Annotated in this window: 15 protein-coding genes; 10 read left to right on the forward strand and 5 right to left on the reverse strand. The window is 64.2% G+C overall.

Annotation, left to right across the window (positions count from 1 at the left end; genetic code table 11):
- The first annotated feature begins 186 nt into the window (after positions 1 to 186).
- From IVA82_RS12785 to IVA82_RS12800, 4 genes are all read left to right on the forward strand, one after another.
- On the forward strand, positions 187 to 1,692 hold the full coding sequence (locus IVA82_RS12785; protein WP_247390904.1) for a M81 family metallopeptidase: 1,506 nt from the start codon (positions 187 to 189) through the stop codon (positions 1,690 to 1,692).
- A gap of 13 nt (positions 1,693 to 1,705) precedes the next feature.
- Positions 1,706 to 2,878 (forward strand): M20 aminoacylase family protein, encoded by a 1,173-nt coding sequence (locus tag IVA82_RS12790; protein WP_247390906.1) that lies wholly within the window; start codon positions 1,706 to 1,708, stop codon positions 2,876 to 2,878.
- Positions 2,871 to 4,292, forward strand: a complete 1,422-nt coding sequence (locus tag IVA82_RS12795) for an amidase (RefSeq protein WP_247390907.1) — start codon at positions 2,871 to 2,873, stop codon at positions 4,290 to 4,292. Before IVA82_RS12790 ends, IVA82_RS12795 begins: the two co-directional genes overlap by 8 nt.
- A 181-nt stretch (positions 4,293 to 4,473) precedes the next feature.
- Positions 4,474 to 5,364: a crotonase/enoyl-CoA hydratase family protein gene (locus IVA82_RS12800; protein ID WP_247390909.1), complete on the forward strand. Its 891-nt coding sequence runs from the start codon at positions 4,474 to 4,476 to the stop codon at positions 5,362 to 5,364.
- A 147-nt stretch (positions 5,365 to 5,511) separates the two neighbouring features.
- Here IVA82_RS12800 and IVA82_RS12805 read toward each other — a convergent pair whose 3' ends face one another.
- Positions 5,512 to 6,489 (reverse strand): NADPH:quinone oxidoreductase family protein, encoded by a 978-nt coding sequence (locus IVA82_RS12805; RefSeq protein WP_247390911.1) that lies wholly within the window; start codon positions 6,487 to 6,489, stop codon positions 5,512 to 5,514.
- Entirely contained in the window at positions 6,489 to 7,097 is a 609-nt protein-coding gene (locus IVA82_RS12810; protein WP_247390913.1) for a 2-hydroxychromene-2-carboxylate isomerase, read from the reverse strand. Before IVA82_RS12810 ends, IVA82_RS12805 begins: the two co-directional genes overlap by 1 nt.
- A gap of 266 nt (positions 7,098 to 7,363) precedes the next feature.
- On the opposite strand from IVA82_RS12810, the gene IVA82_RS12815 reads away from it, so the two are divergent.
- Complete coding sequence (locus IVA82_RS12815) at positions 7,364 to 8,386, forward strand: methionine synthase (RefSeq protein WP_247390915.1); 1,023 nt, start codon at positions 7,364 to 7,366, stop codon at positions 8,384 to 8,386.
- 32 nt (positions 8,387 to 8,418) lie between these two features.
- Here IVA82_RS12815 and IVA82_RS12820 read toward each other — a convergent pair whose 3' ends face one another.
- The 3 genes from IVA82_RS12820 to IVA82_RS12830 form a co-directional block, all read right to left on the reverse strand.
- Complete coding sequence (locus tag IVA82_RS12820; protein WP_247390916.1) at positions 8,419 to 9,063, reverse strand: hypothetical protein; 645 nt, start codon at positions 9,061 to 9,063, stop codon at positions 8,419 to 8,421.
- Positions 9,064 to 9,234: 171 nt separating this feature from the next.
- Positions 9,235 to 9,762, reverse strand: coding sequence for a xanthine phosphoribosyltransferase (gpt, locus tag IVA82_RS12825; RefSeq protein WP_247390917.1), 528 nt, complete (start codon positions 9,760 to 9,762; stop codon positions 9,235 to 9,237).
- A 126-nt stretch (positions 9,763 to 9,888) separates the two neighbouring features.
- Positions 9,889 to 10,626: a molybdopterin-binding protein gene (locus tag IVA82_RS12830; RefSeq protein WP_247390918.1), complete on the reverse strand. Its 738-nt coding sequence runs from the start codon at positions 10,624 to 10,626 to the stop codon at positions 9,889 to 9,891.
- A gap of 274 nt (positions 10,627 to 10,900) precedes the next feature.
- Here IVA82_RS12830 and IVA82_RS12835 point away from each other — a divergent pair, with 274 nt between their 5' ends.
- The 5 genes from IVA82_RS12835 (at position 10,901) to IVA82_RS12855 (ending at position 16,023) form a co-directional block, all read left to right on the forward strand.
- Complete coding sequence (locus tag IVA82_RS12835) at positions 10,901 to 12,319, forward strand: circularly permuted type 2 ATP-grasp protein (RefSeq protein WP_247390920.1); 1,419 nt, start codon at positions 10,901 to 10,903, stop codon at positions 12,317 to 12,319.
- Positions 12,320 to 12,323: 4 nt separating this feature from the next.
- A complete protein-coding gene (locus IVA82_RS12840; RefSeq protein ID WP_148742435.1) occupies positions 12,324 to 13,268 on the forward strand; it encodes an alpha-E domain-containing protein in 945 nt (314 codons plus the stop codon).
- A 169-nt stretch (positions 13,269 to 13,437) separates the two neighbouring features.
- Positions 13,438 to 14,286, forward strand: a complete 849-nt coding sequence (locus IVA82_RS12845) for a transglutaminase family protein (protein WP_247390921.1) — start codon at positions 13,438 to 13,440, stop codon at positions 14,284 to 14,286.
- A 193-nt stretch (positions 14,287 to 14,479) separates the two neighbouring features.
- Entirely contained in the window at positions 14,480 to 15,238 is a 759-nt protein-coding gene (locus IVA82_RS12850; protein ID WP_247390922.1) for a proteasome-type protease, read from the forward strand.
- Positions 15,239 to 15,264: 26 nt separating this feature from the next.
- Positions 15,265 to 16,023: an SDR family oxidoreductase gene (locus IVA82_RS12855; RefSeq protein ID WP_247390923.1), complete on the forward strand. Its 759-nt coding sequence runs from the start codon at positions 15,265 to 15,267 to the stop codon at positions 16,021 to 16,023.
- The last annotated feature ends 254 nt before the right edge of the window (positions 16,024 to 16,277 follow it).

Here is a 16,277-nt window from a genome sequence, read left to right on the forward strand (position 1 = left end):
GGAAAGCAAATCCAGACCGTCTCTGCGGAGCGACTCTGGATTGCTTCGCTGCGCTCGCAATGACGGTGATTGTGGCAAGCATTCCCAAAACAGCTTGAGGCCATGCGCGGCACGATTGTCTGCCTCGCTTGCTCTTGCCGCAAAGGCGGGTAACGTCGCGCGCATCATTTGCGTGGGACTGAATTGATGACACGTATCGCCGTCGGCGGCTTTCTGCACGAGACCAACACTTTTGCGCCGACCAAGGCGACCTTCGCTGACTTCCAGCATGGCGGCGGTTGGCCGGCGATGACAGAAGGCGCCGACGTGCTGAAGGTGATGCGGCGCATCAATGTCGGCCTCGCCGGTTTCGTCGACAGCGCCGAAGCCAATGGCTGGGAACTCATTCCGACGATCGCCTGCGGCGCGAGCCCGTCGGCGCATGTCACCAAGGATGCCTTCGAGCGGATCGTGAAGGTGATGGTCGACGGCATCGCAGCCGCCGGCCCGCTCGACGCGGTCTTTCTCGACCTGCACGGCGCGATGGTAACCGAGCATCTCGACGACGGCGAAGGCGAGATTCTGGCGCGGGTGCGCCGCGTCATCGGCAAGGATGTACCGCTGGTCGCGAGCCTCGACCTCCACGCCAATGTCACGCCGGAAATGATGGAATATGCGGACGCGCTGATCGCCTACCGCACCTATCCGCATGTCGACATGGCCGAGACCGGACGCGCCTGCGCAAAACATCTCGCCCTGCTTCTGAACACGAAGCAGCGCTTCGCAAAAGCGTTCCGGCAAGTGCCGTTCCTGATCCCGATCAGCTGGCAATGCACCAGTGACCAGCCCACCAAAGGCATCTACGAGAAGCTCGCCACCCTGGAAAACGGCGCCGTGCCGACGCTGTCCTTCGCCCCCGGTTTTCCCGCCGCCGATTTCCGCGATTGCGGTCCGAGCGTGTTCGCCTATGGCAAGACGCAAGCGGATGCCGACCGCGCGGCGGATGCGATCGTGAAGCTTATCGAATGCCATGAGGACGATTTCGACGGCAAGATCTGGTCACCTGACGAAGGCGTACGCCATGCCATGGAACTCGCGAAGGGCTCGAGCAAGCCGATCATCATCGCCGACACCCAGGACAATCCCGGTGCCGGCGGCGATTCCGACACGATGGGCATGCTGCGCGCGCTGGTGCGCAACAGAGCCAGCGCCGCGACCGGCGTGATCTACGATCCGGAATCGGCCAAGGCTGCGCATACAGCCGGTGTCGGCGCCAGCGTGACGCTGTCGCTCGGCGGCAAGTCCGGCGTTCCCGGCGACGAGCCTTATACCGAGACCTTCGTTGTCGAAAACCTCTCCGATGGCCGCTTCATCGCACCCGGCCCCTATTATGGCGGCCGCGAGATGGAGATGGGCCTGTCCGCCTGCCTTCGCATCGGCGACGTCCGCGTGGTCGTCTCCTCGCACAAGGCCCAGCTCGCCGACCAGGCGATGTACCGCTATGTCGGCATCGAACCGACCGCGCAGAAGATTTTGGTCAACAAGAGCTCGGTGCATTTCCGCGCCGATTTCGAGCCGATCGCGGCAAAGCTGATGATCTGCGCCGCGCCCGGCGCGATGCCGGCCGACACCGCATCCCTGTCCTGGACTCGCTTGCGTCCCGGCATCCGCATCAAGCCGAACGGCCCCGTCTTCAATCCCCCATCACGCTAACCGGACAGAACACATGCCCACGATCGACCGTATCGACGGCTACGCCGACGAACTCACCGCCATTCGCCGCGACCTCCACGCCCATCCGGAAATCGGCTTCGAGGAGGTGCGCACCTCCGGCATCGTCGCCGACAAGCTGACGAGCTGGGGCATCGAGGTGCATCGCGGCCTCGGCGGCACCGGCGTGATCGGCGTCATCAAGGGCAAGGGTTCGAGCGGCAAGCGCATCGGGCTTCGCGCCGACATGGACGCGCTGCCGATGGAAGAGAACACCAATCTGCGCTGGCGCTCGACCATTCCCGGCCGTTTCCACGGCTGCGGTCATGACGGCCACACCACCATGCTGCTCGGCACCGCGCGCTATCTCGCCGAGACCAAAAACTTTGACGGCACCGTGCATCTGATCTTCCAGCCGGCCGAGGAAGGCCTCGGCGGCGCCCGCGCGATGATCAAGGACGGGCTGTTCGAGAAGTTCCCCTGCGACGAGCTCTACGGCCTGCACAACGCGCCCGACCTCAATCTCGGCGAGATCGCGATCCTGCCCGGCCCGGCAATGGCCGGCGCCGACTTCTTTGACCTCCGTATCACCGGCTATGGCGCGCATGGCGCGATGCCCGAGCGCTCCAAGGATGCGGTGATCATCGCGACCACGCTGGCGCAGGCGATCCAGACCATCGTCAGTCGCAACGTCGAGCCGCTGCAATCCGCCGTCATCTCGATCACCCAGGTCCATGCGGGCTCCGCGTATAACGTGATCCCCGGCGAAGCGCATCTCTGCGGCACCATCCGCACCTTCTCGAACGAAGTCCGCGCCATGATCAGCGAGCGCATCCGCACGATCTGTGCCGGTATCGCAAGCGCCTTCCAATGCGAGATCGAAGCCGACATTCGCGACACTTTCGGCGTGCTGGTCAACCAGGTCGAGCAGTCCAAGGTGGTCGAGGCCGCCGCGCGCACCGTCGTCGACCCCGCCAAGGTGATCACCCGCACCCAGCCGAAGATGGGCAGCGAGGATTTTGCCGACATGCTGCAAACCATTCCCGGCGCCTATTTCTGGGTCGGCCATGACGGCTCGGTGCCGGTCCATAATCCCGGCTATGTGCTCGACGACAAGATCCTGCCGATCGGTGCCAGCGTGTTCGCCCGCATCATCGAGACCCGTATGCCGGTTGGTGCCCATGCATAAAAAGAGCGTCGAAGAGGCGGTCACCCCGCTGCACGATCTCTCCGCGGTCGATCTGATCGCGGGCTATCGCGCAAAGCAGTTCTCGCCGAGCGAGGTGCTGGAGGACGTGCTCGAGCACATCGCCGCGTGGGAGCCGCAGCTCAAGGCGCTTTATGCGTTCGACCCCGACGCCGCGCGCGAGGCCGCAAAGGCCTCGACTGCGCGCTGGACCGGCGGCGAGCCGTCCGGTCCGCTCGACGGCGTTCCGGTCACGATCAAGGACAACATCGCGATCAAGGGCGTGCCGGTGCCGCTGGGCGCGGCCAGCGTCAAGCTCGTGCCGGCCGAGAAGGATGCACCGCCCGCCGCGCGCCTGCGCGAGGCCGGCGCGATCATCTTCGCCAAAACCACCATGCCCGACTACGGCATGCTGTCGTCCGGCCTCTCCAGTTTCCACGCGCTCGCGCGCAATCCCTGGGACCTCACCAAAAATCCCGGCGGCTCCAGTGCCGGTGCAGGTGCTGCTGCTGCTGCCGGTTATGGTCCGCTGCATCTCGGCACCGACATCGGCGGCTCGGTGCGCCTGCCCGCCAGCTGGTGCGGGCTGGTCGGACTGAAGCCGAGTTTTGGGCGCGTGCCGATCGAGCCGGCCTATGTCGGCCGCGTCGCCGGACCCATGACCCGCACCGTCGACGATTGCGCGCTGATGATGAGCGTGATCGCAAAGCCCGACCGGCGCGACGGCATGAGCCTGCCCGCCGAGCCCCTCAACTGGAAGGGCCTGGAGAAGTCTCCGCGCAAATTGCGCATCGGGCTGATGCTCGATCCCGGCGTCGGCCAACCGCTGGATAAGCCGGTGCGCGGCATCGCGGTGAAGGCGGCGAAAGCGTTCGAATCCGCCGGCGCCGTGATCACCGAAGTCGACGGCATCCTCACGCGCGAGATGCTCGACGGCCTCGACAATTTCTGGCGCGCGCGGATGTGGGACGATCTGTCGAAGCTGACGCCCGCCGAGCAGGCCAAGGTGCTGCCCTACATCTTCAAATGGGGGCAATCCGGCGCAAAGCTATCCGGCGTCGACGTGATCCGCGGCTTCAACCAGACCATGGCGATCCGCGCGGCGGCGTCAAAACTGTTCTGCGAGCTCGACTATGTGATCTCGCCGACCGCACCAAACGTGAACTATCCGGCGGAGTGGGCATCGCCGACCAACGATCCCATGAAGCCGTTCGAGCACATCGCCTATACCGTGCCGTGGAATATGTCGGAGAACCCGGCGATCTCCATCAACGGCGGCTTCGACGCCAAGGGTTTCCCGATCGGCGTGCAGATCGTCGGCCGCCGCTTCGACGATATCGGCGTGCTCGGCATAGCCAAGGCGTTCGAAGGCCTGCGCGGCCCGCAGCGGCCGTGGCCGAGCCCGCCAGCGAAGTAGCTGAACGCCCGTCATTCCGGGGCGCGCCCCTTGCTTGGCGCGAGCCCGGAATCCATTCTTCCACCATCAAAGCCGCACAATGGATTCTCAGATGCGCAATTGCGCATCATAGCTCGCGCTTCGCGCGCCCCGGAATGACATGCTAAAGATAACGACAAAGAAACGAGGGAAGGAAACCACCATGGCGTATGAGACGATCAAGTACGAGGTCGCCGAGCAGATCCTCACCATCACGCTGAACCGGCCCGACAAGCTCAACGCCTTCAACGCGCAGATGCAAGGAGAGCTGATCGACGCGTTCGATGCCGCCGACAAGGACGACAACGTCCGCGCCATCATCGTCACCGGCGCCGGCCGCGGCTTTTGCGCGGGCGCCGACCTTTCCTCCGGCGCCGACACGTTCGATCGCGACGCACGCCGCGGGCCGGTGAAACGCTTCGCCGACGGCAAGGTGGATTACAGCGATCCGCAGGTGCGCGACGGCGGCGGCCAGGTGACGCTGCGCATCTTCAAATGCCTCAAGCCGGTGATTGCCGCGGTGAACGGCCCCGCCGTCGGCATCGGCGTCACCCTGCAGCTCGCGATGGATATCCGCATTGCGTCCGAGACCGCACGCTTCGGCTTCGTGTTCTCCCAGCGCGGCATCGTGCCGGAGGCCGCCTCGAGCTGGTTCCTGCCGCGCATCGTCGGCATCTCGCAGGCGCTGGAATGGTGCTATTCGGGCCGCGTCTTCCCGGCGCAGGAAGCCCTCGCCGGCCGTCTCGTCAGCAAGGTCGTGCCGCCGGATGATCTCTTGCCGACCGCACGCGCGCTCGCCAGGGAATTTTGCGCAAAGACCGCGCCGGTATCGGTGGCGCTGATCCGCCAGATGATGTGGCGCATGATGGGCGCCGACGATCCGATGGAAGCCCACAAGGTCGACAGCCGCGGCATCTACGCCCGCGGCCGCTCCGATGACGTCAAGGAAGGCGTGGTGTCGTTCCTGGAGAAGCGTCCCGCCCAGTTCAAGAACAAGGTGTCTAGCGACATGCCGGACTATTTCCCGTGGTGGAGCGAGCGGGAGTACAAGTGACCCGGAGCTCGTGCCTCGCTCTCAACTGTCATCACCCGCCTTGTGCGCAGTTGCGCACTGGGGCGGGTGATCCAGTATTCCACCAGCGTCAATTATCACGACCGCTGGTGATTACTGGATTCCCCGCCTTCGCGGGGCATGACACCGTCATTCCATCACCAGCGCCACGCGCCCGATCGCCTTGCGCTCGATCAAGAGCCGCATCGCTTTGGCGTAATCCTCCAGCGGCAGGCGATGCGAGACGTTGGGGCGCAGCTTGCCTTCCTCCGCCCATTTCAGCAACGCCTTCAGGCGCACCTCGCCAAGCGCGGGATTTTTCCGCACGGCTTCGCCGGCACGCACGCCGAGCACGCTTGCGCCCTTGATCAGCAGCAGATTGGTCTTGGCCGAGCCGATGCCGCCGGTGAAGCCAATCACCAGCAGCCGCGCGCCCCACGCAATGCAACGCATCGAGTCCTCGAACACCTCGCCGCCGACGGGATCGAACACGACGTCGGCGCCCCGGCCATCGGTAATGCGCTTGACGGCATCACGAAACGACTCGCGGTCGTAACGCACGAGATGATCGGCGCCGCGCGCCTTCGCAATGGCGAGCTTCTCGTCGCTGGAGGCAGTTGCAATCACGGTCGCGCCCAGCATCTTGCCGATCTCGACAGCGGCAAGGCCGACGCCGCCGCCGGCGCCGTGCACCAGCAACACCTCGCCGGGCTGGACCCGGCCGCGGTCAATCAGCGCGTGATAGGCGGTGCCATGGCCGGCAAGATAAGTTGCAGCTTCCGCATAGTCAAACGTCGATGGCATCGGCGTGAGCTGCGATGGCGTGACGACGGCTTCGTCCGTGAACGCGCCATGGCGCATCTTGACGATGACCTTGTCACCGACAGCGACGCCCCTCGCCTCCGCACCTACCTCGGTCACATCGCCCGCAGCCTCCATGCCCGGCGTGAACGGCAATTCGGGCTTGAGCTGATACTCACCGGCCACCATCAGCACATCCGGAAAATTCAGGCCCGCGGCGCGAATCGCCACGCGCACCTCGCCCGGCTGCAGTGGCCGCGACGGAAACTCCTCCAGCCGCAATGTCTCGGGCGCGCCGAGTTCGCGGCAGACGACCGCCCGAACCATCAGGCCGCACTCGCCTTGCGGCGCAGCAGCGCCTCGCGGATCAGCGGCAAGCGGTCGTTGCCGAAATACATGTCGGTCTTGCCGACGAAGATCGTCGGCGATCCGAACCCGCCGCGCGCAACGACCTCCTCGGTGTTGGCCTTGAGCTGGTCCTTGATCCCCTGCTCCGAAATGCCGGCGAAGAATTTCTGCTCGTCAATTCCGACCTTCCTGCAGATCTCGGCGAGCACCGCGTCCTGCGAGATGTCCTTGTCATCGCCCCAATAGGCCTCGAACAATGCGGTCGCGAACGGCACCATGTCGTTGCCAACCCAGATGCAGCCGCGCATCGCCTTGACGCTGTTCACCGGAAACACCGTCGGCGGCATCTTGATCGACAGGCCCGCTGAACGTGCCCAATCCTCAAGATCCTTCTTCATATAGCGCGCCTTCAACGGCACCGGCGTCTCGCGCTGCGCATAGACGCTCGGATTGACCGTGTTGAAGATGCCGCCGACCAGGATCGGCCGCCAAATGATCTCGGCGCCGAGTTCCTTTGCCAGCGGCTGGATGTTGTGGAAGGCGAGATAGGTCCAGGGGCTGGAACAGTCGAAGAAGAATTCGATCATGGTGTTTCCCTTGGTCATATTCGCTTGGCCCTCTCTTCCGTTATTGCGAGCGAAGCGAAGCAATCCAGGCTGCCGAAAGATTCTGGATTGCTTCGCTTCGCTCGCAATGACGAGTATGGGCTGGCACTACTGCTTCCTCGGAACTGCCTTGCTAGCTCCCCCGAGCATCAACGTTTCCCGATGAGGAGGCGGCCTTTCTTGTTCTGTACCTCGACGTTAAGACATGGCAGGAAGGGGCGCAATCACAACCCGCCGGGAGGACCGCCATGCTGTTTCCTACCACGATCGCCGGCTCCTTGCCGAAACCGGAATGGCTCGCCGAGCCCAACATGCTCTGGGCGCCCTGGAAGTCGCAAGGCGAGGAGCTTTCTCGCGCCAAGCGGGATGCCACGATGCTCGCGGTGAAGCTTCAGGAAGACGCCGGCATCGACATCGTCACCGAGGGCGAGCAGGCCCGGCAGCATTTCGTGCACGGCTTCCTCGAGAAGGTCGACGGCATCGATTTCGCCCATAAAGTCGAGATGGGCATCCGCAAGGACCGCTACAAGGCGATGGTGCCGCAAGTGGTCGCGCCGCTCCGCCTCAAGGGCCGCGTACATGCCGACGAGGCGCGCCTCGCACGCACGCATACGAAGAAGAAGCTGAAATTCACCCTGCCCGGCCCGATGACCATCATCGACACCATCGCGGACCGCTACTATGACAATCGCGTCAAGATGGCGTTCGCTTTCGCCGAGCTCCTGAATGAAGAGGCCAAGGCGCTGCAGGCCGATGGCGTCGATCTCGTGCAATTCGACGAGCCCGCCTTCAACGTCTACATGGACGAGGTCAACGACTGGGGCGTCAAGGCGCTGGAGCGCGCGGCGCAAGGCCTCACCTGCGCCACGGCAGTGCACATCTGCTACGGCTACGGCATCAAGGCCAATACCGACTGGAAGGAAACGCTCGGCGCGCAATGGCGGCAGTATGAGCAGATCTTTCCGGCGATCGATGCAAGTCCGATCCAGCAGGTCGCGATCGAGTGCCGTAATTCGAAGGTGCCGCTCGAGCTGCTCGCGCTGCTCAAGAACAAGATCGTGCAGGCCGGCGTGATCGATGTCGCCAGCGATACGGTCGAGAGCGCCGACGACGTGGTGCAGGTGATCGACGCCGTGTCGAAATTCGTATCCAAGAGCAACATCATCGCCACCACCAATTGCGGCATGGCGCCGATGCGGCGGGATATCGCCGAAGCCAAGCTGATGGCGCTCGGCGCCGGCGCCGCGCTGGCGCGCGAGAAGCTGAGGTGATGGCGGTGATCTGAAGAGGGACGGCCGCTACGCTAGCGCCGCAGAGCACGCTGCGTTCCCTCCCCCCTTGTGGCTGGGAGCAGTGTTGGCTGATAGCCGGCAATGATTGCGCGCAGCGTCGACGGTGGCGTCAGCAACATCGGTCGAGCGGGAGCGCGCACGTCAGCGACATAACCTGCCGGCGACCACAATAGCGCCCTACCCTGCATCAGCAGGAAGCTCTCTTCGCCCTGTTGCACCATCGCGCCGTCGGGTAATTCTGCCAGTGGCATTGGAAGGGCATGCAGTCGCTTGTTGCGGCGATCAAGGCGCTCGCGATGCAGCACCGCGTCCATCGCTTTCGCGCTGAGGTCGCTTGTACCATTCCCCGCTTGCCATGCGGCACGAAAGCGTTTGGCATCGTCGCGGCGACAGAAGAAGCAAGGCCGGTGGCCGGCGGCAAGCGCGGTCGCCTCGTCGAGAAAAAACAGCTCGGTCCAGCTCCGCCGCGCCATCACCGGCCGGCGCCAGCCGCGGAATTCACAGAGGCAGGTGATCCAGGCCGGCGACGACCAGCGCTTCCTGAGCAGCGTCTTGGTCGCGGGATCATGGATGATGCCGCGATTGCCGGTGAACATCCCGCGATGCGGCGTGGCGATGATGTCGCCGGTGGGCGTGACGCGGTTTTGCAGGGGCATGGCGGCCTCTTCTCCCTCGCCCCGTTCTTACGGGGAGATGGTCGGGATGAGGGGCTGCTTCCACAAACATGGTGGGAGCGCGACTCGCGGAAGCTCCCCCTCACCCGGATTGCATCTTCGATGCAATCCGGCCTCTCCCCGCACGCGGCGCACGCGGGGAGAGGCGAAAGATCACGCCGCGCCGTCGCGGAGCGGCGGGAGGTAGGAGAGCGCGGTGTCCCAGGGGAAGAAGATCCAGGTGTCCTGCGAAACCTCGGTGATGAAGGTGTCGACCAGCGGGCGTCCCTTCGGCTTGGCGTAGACGGTAGCGAAATGCGCATCGGGCAGCATCTCGCGCACCAGCTTGCCGGTCTTGCCGGTGTCGACGAGATCGTCGACGATGAGTAGACCCTTGCCGGTGCCGCCGCCAAGCTTCATCGCCGCGTCCGAAATGCCCTTGAGGACCTGAAGCTCGCCCTGCTTGGTGTGGTCGTAGCTGGCAATGCAGACGGTATCAATCACCCGCACACCCAACTCGCGCGCCACGATCGCAGCCGGCACCAGGCCGCCGCGGGTGATCGCGATCACCGCGTGAAACGGACCGACCTCGTTGAGCCGCCAGGTCAGCGCCCGGCAGTCCCGGTGGAATTGGTCCCACGAGACCGGAAAGGCCTTGCCTGCCCGCTCCTGCGCGCTCAGTTCCGGTGTTTCACCGCCCATCGTCCTCTCCTGCCAATCATCGTCCGGCAGCTTTCCTGCCAAAGCATGATCCGGAAAAGTGCGTAGCGGTTTTCCGACAAGATCATGCTCAAATAAAGAGCTAAAGCGCACGGTAAGCCGGGCGCTTTAGCGGGTGATGTTCAATCCCGCCAGCATTTCCTTCACCGCCGCCATTGCCGCCGCGAGCTTGTGCGCATCGCGCGAGCGCACGACCAGATTGGTGTTCGGCTTCGAGTCCTCGTCCATGAACGGATAGCTGCCGATGATGGTGTCGGGGTGTTCGGCGGCGATCGCCCGCAGCGGACCGCCGATATCGCCCTCCCGCGCATTGGCGCGGACCGATTCAGACAGCATCCGGACACCGGATTTCAGCTTGGGCGCGACGATGTCCATCATGGCCTGCATAATCGACGGCACGCCCGCCATCACGATGACATTGCCGATCTTGAAGCCGGGGGCGAGGATGGTCGCGCTCTGGATCAGCTCGGCGCCGTCGGGTATGCGGGCCATGCGCAACCGCGCCTCGTTGAGGTCCTGCTCGCTCCAGCGCTCGCGGAAACGCGCCACCACTTCGGGATGGTGGTCGATGCCGACGCCGAACGCTTTGGCGACGCTGTCGGCGGTGATGTCGTCATGGGTCGGCCCGATGCCGCCGGTGGTGAAGACATAGGTATAGCGTCGCCGCAGCGCATTCAGAGCGGCGATGATGTCGTCCTCGTCGTCGGAGACGACCCGGACTTCCTTGAGGTCGATACCGATATTGGTCAGGTATTCGGCGATGAAGCCGATATTCTTGTCCTTGGTCCGGCCCGACAGGATTTCATCCCCAATGACCAGAATGCCCGCCGTGACGATCTCGCTCATGCCTTAAGTCCCTCACCTGTCGCGCCGAATTTGCCGGGGTAACGCGTTGAAGTCACGCGGTTTTGCTGCCGAAATAAGCAGTCCTCAGCCATTTTTTCAGGCAAACTTTCGGCCATCCTCGCCAAATGCCATCAGTCCATTGCATATCGCGCTGGCCCGGCCCTTGCTACCACCTAGGGAAGTCATGCACTCTTGCCGCATGGCCACAGGACGTTGCGGTCTACCAACGACCTGAGCATTGGGCCGCAACGCCTGGGGAAAACAGTCGGGATCTATGGCAGTCGCCTTTGATGAAATGAACATTCCAGGCGGGGATCTTCGCCCCGCCTACCAGGAGTTGGCGCGCTGGCTCAAGGAGACGCCTCCCGAGGCGCTCGAATATCGCCGCCAGGAGGCCGAGCTCCTGTTCCGCCGGATCGGCATCACCTTCGCCGTCTATGGCGAGGCCGAGTCCACCGAGCGCCTGATCCCGTTCGACGTGATCCCGCGGATCATGTCCGGCAAGGAATGGGGGTTACTGGAGAAGGGCCTGAAACAGCGCGTGCGCGCGCTCAACATGTTCCTGCGCGACATCTATCACGGCCGCGACATCCTGCGCGCCGAGGTCGTGCCCGACGATCTGATCTTCCAGAACCCGGTGTTCCGTCCCGAGATGAACGGCCATCAGGTGCCGCACGACGTCTACGTGCACATCGCCGGCATCGACATCGTCCGGGTCGACGCCGAGGACTTCATCGTGCTCGAGGACAACGCACGCACGCCGTCCGGCGTGTCCTACATGCTGGAAAACCGCGAGATCATGATGCGGCTGTTTCCGGACCTGTTCGCCCGCCACAGAGTGGCGCCGGTGGAGCGCTATCCGGACGAGCTGCTCTCGGCCTTGCGCTCGGTGGCGCCGCAGGGCGCCTCGGGCGAGCCGACGGTCGCCCTGCTCACGCCCGGCGTGTACAACTCGGCCTATTACGAGCACTCCTTCCTCGCCGACAAGCTCGGCATCGAACTGGTGGAGGGGCGTGACCTCATCATCAAGAACAACGAAGTGTTCATGCGGACGACCGAGGGGCTGAAACGGGTCGACGTGATCTATCGCCGCGTCGATGACGATTTCATCGACCCCCTCACCTTCCGCCCCGACTCCGTGCTTGGCGTACCCGGACTGATGTCGGCCTATGCAGCCGGCAACATTACGCTCGCAAACGCCGTCGGCACCGGCATCGCCGACGACAAGGCGATCTACTCCTACATGCCGGACATCGTGAAATTCTATCTCGGCGAGGAGCCGATCCTGAAGAACGTGCCGACCTGGCGCTGCCGCGAGCCGAAGGATCTGGCTTACGTGCTGGACAATCTCGGCGAACTCGTCGTGAAGGAAGTGCACGGCTCCGGCGGTTACGGCATGCTGATCGGACCCGCCGCCACCAAGGCGACCATCGAAGCCTTCCGCGAAAAGCTCAAGCGCGAGCCGGAAGGCTTTATCGCGCAGCCGACGCTGGCGCTCTCGACCTGCCCGACCTGCACGGCAAGCGGCCTTGCGCCGCGCCATGTCGATCTGCGGCCCTTCGTGCTCACCGGCAGCAAGAGCACCACCATCGTGCCGGGCGGGCTCACCCGCGTGGCGCTGAAGGAAGGCTCCCTGGTGGTCAATTCGAGCCAGGGCGGCGGCACCAAAGACACCTGGATCCTGGACGAGTAGAGAGATGCTGTCGCGCACCGCCGAAAACCTCTACTGGCTCGCCCGCTACGTCGAACGGGCCGAGTACCTTGCACGCACGATCGATGCGACGCTGCGCGTCACCGCGCTTCCGGCTGCCTATATCGGCAAGACCAATGAATGGGACTCGGCGCTGCTGACCGCCGGCGTCGCCGCGAGCTTCTATCAGACCTACGAGGAAGCCAACGAGCACAACGTGGTCGACTATCTCTCGTTCTCGGCGAGCAATCCCTCCTCGATCCGGAACTGCATCGAGGCGGCGCGGCTGAACTCGCGCTCGGTGCGCACGGCGCTGACCAGCGAGATGTGGGACACCATCAACTCGGCCTGGATCGAATTGCAGGAAGTCTGGAGCAAGGGCACCTCGACGCGCGAGGAGCTGGCAAAATTCCTGCGCTTCGTTCAGGAGACTTCGCTGCGCTTTGATGGCTCGGCCTACCGGACCATGCTGCGCAACGACGCCTACTGGTTCTCGCGCCTCGGCCTCCATCTCGAACGCGCCGACAACACCGCGCGTATTCTCGACGTGAAGTATCACGTGCTGCTGCCCGAGGAGGAGCACGTCGGTGGCCCGCTCGACTTCTATCAGTGGAGCTCGATCCTGCGCTCGGTCTCGGCGCTGACTGCCTATCACTGGGTCTATCGCGAGACGCTGAAACCCTGGCTGATCGCGGATCTCTTGATCCTCAACGACACGCTGCCGCGTTCGCTGGCAAGCTGCTACGGCAATCTGGTGCGCAATCTCGACCAGATCGGCGTCGCTTATGGCCGCCAGGGCCCCGCACAGCGCCATGCCCGCGGCATCCGCAACCGGCTCGAGCACAGCAATATGAACGACATTTTCCAGCATGGCGTGCATGAATTCATTCAGGAATTCATCGCCGACAATTCCAGGCTGGGCGAAATCGTCACGAAGCAGTATTTGATCTGATGTCCCCCGGCTGACGAAATGGGATATCGTCATGGCCGGGCTTGTCCCGGCCATCCACGTTCTTGCTTCCACGCGTCGAGGAAGAGCGTGGATGCCCGGGACAAGCCCGGGCATGACGAGCTCCTTCGCGGTAGGCAGTCGGGCCTAACCATTAGCTGCACGGTCCACCATGCGCCTGCGAATCCTGCACACTACGACCTATCGCTACGAGCCGTCTGTCACCGGCGTGATCCAGATCCTGCGCATGACGCCGGGCAGCCACGACGGGCAGTACGTGGCGGAATGGCAGATCGACGTCTCGACCGACACCAAGCTCGACACCCATGAGGACGCGTTCGGCAACGTCACCCATGTCTTGTCCTGCGGACCCGTCGGCGACATCAAGATCACCGCCGAGGGCCTGATCGAGACCCACGATACCGGCGGCGTGCTGCGCGGCGCCGACGAGCGCTTTCCGGCGGGCATGTTCCTGCGCACGACTGAACTCACCGAGGTCAATCCAGCGATGGCGGCAGTGGCGCTGCAGTTGCGCAGCGAAGCCGAGAGCGACACGCTGGGTTTCCTGCACACGCTGATGACCCAGATCGGCGAGCACATGACCTTCGACGAGGACCCGACCAACAGCGGCACTTCGGCAGCCGAAGCGTTCACGCTCAAGCGCGGCGTGTGCCAGGACTACGCGCACATCTTTATCGCCTGCGCCCGCACCGCCGGCGTGCCGGCGCGCTTCGTCTCCGGCCACTTCTTGCGGTCCGACGGCACGGTCAACCAGGAGGCGGGGCACGCCTGGGCGGAAGCTTTCGTGCCTGATTTGGGGTGGGTCGGCTTCGATCCTGCCAATAGCATCTGCACCACGGACGCCCATGTCCGCGTCGCGATCGGACTGGATTATTTGGGCGCAGCGCCGGTGCGCGGCACCCGCTATGGCGGTGGCACGGAGACGCTGACGGTCGCGGTCAAGGTCGAGCAGGCCGGCCGCGGCGGCCAATCGCAGTCTCAATCGCAGCGGCAGAGCTAACTGTCATTCCGGGGCGTGCTTAGCGCGAACCCGGAATCCATCGGGCCAAACAGCGCAGACGGAGAAATGGATTCCGGGTTCGCGACGTTGTCGCGCCCCGAAATGACGACCTCCCCCCCGGGAATTGGGATTGGACCAGCCCCTTGAAATTGGCTAGTAATTCCGCGCAAACGCTCGCGTTCGGGGACTGGAAATGACCTATTGTTGCGGAATCCTGGTTCGGGACGGGCTCGTCATGATCGCCGACACCCGCACCAATGCCGGCCTCGACAACGTCTCGACTTTCCGCAAGCTCCACATCTTCTCCAAGCCCGGCGAGCGCATCATGGCGATCGCCAGCGCCGGCAACCTCGCCATCAGCCAGTCGGTGCTCTCCACGCTCACCGAAGGCCTCGAAGATCCCGACACGGGCGACATCGAGACGCTGATGAACGCGCCGACCATGTTCCAGGCGGCCCAGCGCATCGGGCGGGCGATCCGGGCGGTGCATGCCACCGAAGGCCCGGCGCTGAAATCCGAGGACGTCTCGTTCGACGTCTCCTTCCTGTTCGGCGGCCAGATCAAGGGCGCGCGGATGCGCCTGTTCATGGTCTACACCGCCGGCAATTTCATCGAGTGCACCACCGACACGCCCTATTTGCAGATCGGCGAGCACAAATACGGCAAGCCGGTGCTCGACCGCGCCATGCATTACGACGTCGAGCTCTACGAGGCGCTGAAGACCGGCCTGATCTCGATGGATTCGACCATGCGCTCGAATCTCGGCGTCGGCCTGCCGATCGACGTACTGGTGGTGCGCAGCGATGCCTGCGATGCCGATCTCAACCATCGCATCGAAGCGGGCGAGCCCTACTTCCACGATCTACGCTCGCGCTGGTCGGCGGCGTTGCGCGCGGCGCACCAGAACATCCCGCGGCCGCCCTACAAGAACGAAAAAGAACCCAAAACCTGACAGCATAAGAGAAAAGGCAGGAAACGATGAGCGAAGCAAAAAAGATCGCAGTGGTGACGGGCGCCGGCACCGGAGTCGGGCGCGCGGCAGCACTGGCGCTGATGAACACCGGTTTCACCGTGGTGCTCGCGGGGCGCCGGCTGGACAAGCTCGATGAGACCGCAAAGCTCGGCCCCGAGGGAAAGAGCCTTTGCGTCTCCGCCGACATGACCGATCCCGGCTCGATCGCCGCGCTGTTCGCCAAGGTGGCGCAGACCTATGGCCGGCTGGATGTGCTCTTCAACAATGCCGGCATGGGCGCGCCGCCGGTGAATTTCGAGGATCTGAGCCTCGAGCAGTGGCAGGCGGTGGTGAACACCAACCTGACCGGCCCGTTCCTGTGCACCCAGCACGCCTTCCGCATCATGAAGGACCAGACCCCGCGCGGCGGGCGCATCATCAACAACGGTTCGATCTCGGCGCACGCGCCGCGGCCGTTCTCGGCAGCCTACACCTCGACCAAGCACGCCATCACGGGCCTCACCAGGGCCTCCAACCTTGACGGGCGCATGTATGACATCGCGGTCGGCCAGGTCGACATCGGCAATGCGGCCACGCCGATGACCGACCGCATGGTGGCCGGCCCCGGCGTGATGCAGGCCGACGGCACCATGAAGCACGAGCCGCGGATGGACGCCAAGGCGGTCGGCGACGCCGTCGCCTACATGGCCGGCTTGCCGCTGGACGCCAACGTGCTTTTCATGACGGTGATGGCAACCAAGATGCCGTTCGTGGGACGGGGCTAGATAAAAACGCGGCGCCTCCACAATCGTCATTGCGAGCGCAGCGGTCGCGGTAGGGACGCTCATTGCTGAGCGCCCCCCGCACAGATCCGTACGTGCGGCTTTCCCGCATACGGCTCCCACCTCGGGTGAGTGACGGCGAAGCGTGCTCGCGGCCAAGGATGACGGATGTTGGGCCTGGGGAGGCAGTCACAGGCGAGGCGACTGATCGTCTCCCACCTCATGCCATCGGTCTGGCTGCGGCGCCGGAGCGTGCG

It is taken from the genome of Bradyrhizobium sp. 142 (genome assembly GCF_023074015.1).
GTDB lineage: Bacteria > Pseudomonadota > Alphaproteobacteria > Rhizobiales > Xanthobacteraceae > Bradyrhizobium.

What these genes read in the sequence shown, in the direction of transcription:
- IVA82_RS12785 (WP_247390904.1), top strand. Translation starts at nt 187, where the DNA reads ATGACACGTATCGCCGTCGGCGGCTTTCTGCACGAGACCAACACTTTT.
- IVA82_RS12790 (WP_247390906.1), top strand. Translation starts at nt 1,706, where the DNA reads ATGCCCACGATCGACCGTATCGACGGCTACGCCGACGAACTCACCGCC.
- IVA82_RS12795 (WP_247390907.1), top strand. Translation starts at nt 2,871, where the DNA reads ATGCATAAAAAGAGCGTCGAAGAGGCGGTCACCCCGCTGCACGATCTC.
- IVA82_RS12800 (WP_247390909.1), top strand. Translation starts at nt 4,474, where the DNA reads ATGGCGTATGAGACGATCAAGTACGAGGTCGCCGAGCAGATCCTCACC.
- IVA82_RS12805 (WP_247390911.1), bottom strand. Translation starts at nt 6,489, where the DNA reads ATGGTTCGGGCGGTCGTCTGCCGCGAACTCGGCGCGCCCGAGACATTG.
- IVA82_RS12810 (WP_247390913.1), bottom strand. Translation starts at nt 7,097, where the DNA reads ATGATCGAATTCTTCTTCGACTGTTCCAGCCCCTGGACCTATCTCGCC.
- IVA82_RS12815 (WP_247390915.1), top strand. Translation starts at nt 7,364, where the DNA reads ATGCTGTTTCCTACCACGATCGCCGGCTCCTTGCCGAAACCGGAATGG.
- IVA82_RS12820 (WP_247390916.1), bottom strand. Translation starts at nt 9,063, where the DNA reads ATGCCCCTGCAAAACCGCGTCACGCCCACCGGCGACATCATCGCCACG.
- gpt (WP_247390917.1), bottom strand. Translation starts at nt 9,762, where the DNA reads ATGGGCGGTGAAACACCGGAACTGAGCGCGCAGGAGCGGGCAGGCAAG.
- IVA82_RS12830 (WP_247390918.1), bottom strand. Translation starts at nt 10,626, where the DNA reads ATGAGCGAGATCGTCACGGCGGGCATTCTGGTCATTGGGGATGAAATC.
- IVA82_RS12835 (WP_247390920.1), top strand. Translation starts at nt 10,901, where the DNA reads ATGGCAGTCGCCTTTGATGAAATGAACATTCCAGGCGGGGATCTTCGC.
- IVA82_RS12840 (WP_148742435.1), top strand. Translation starts at nt 12,324, where the DNA reads ATGCTGTCGCGCACCGCCGAAAACCTCTACTGGCTCGCCCGCTACGTC.
- IVA82_RS12845 (WP_247390921.1), top strand. Translation starts at nt 13,438, where the DNA reads ATGCGCCTGCGAATCCTGCACACTACGACCTATCGCTACGAGCCGTCT.
- IVA82_RS12850 (WP_247390922.1), top strand. Translation starts at nt 14,480, where the DNA reads ATGACCTATTGTTGCGGAATCCTGGTTCGGGACGGGCTCGTCATGATC.
- IVA82_RS12855 (WP_247390923.1), top strand. Translation starts at nt 15,265, where the DNA reads ATGAGCGAAGCAAAAAAGATCGCAGTGGTGACGGGCGCCGGCACCGGA.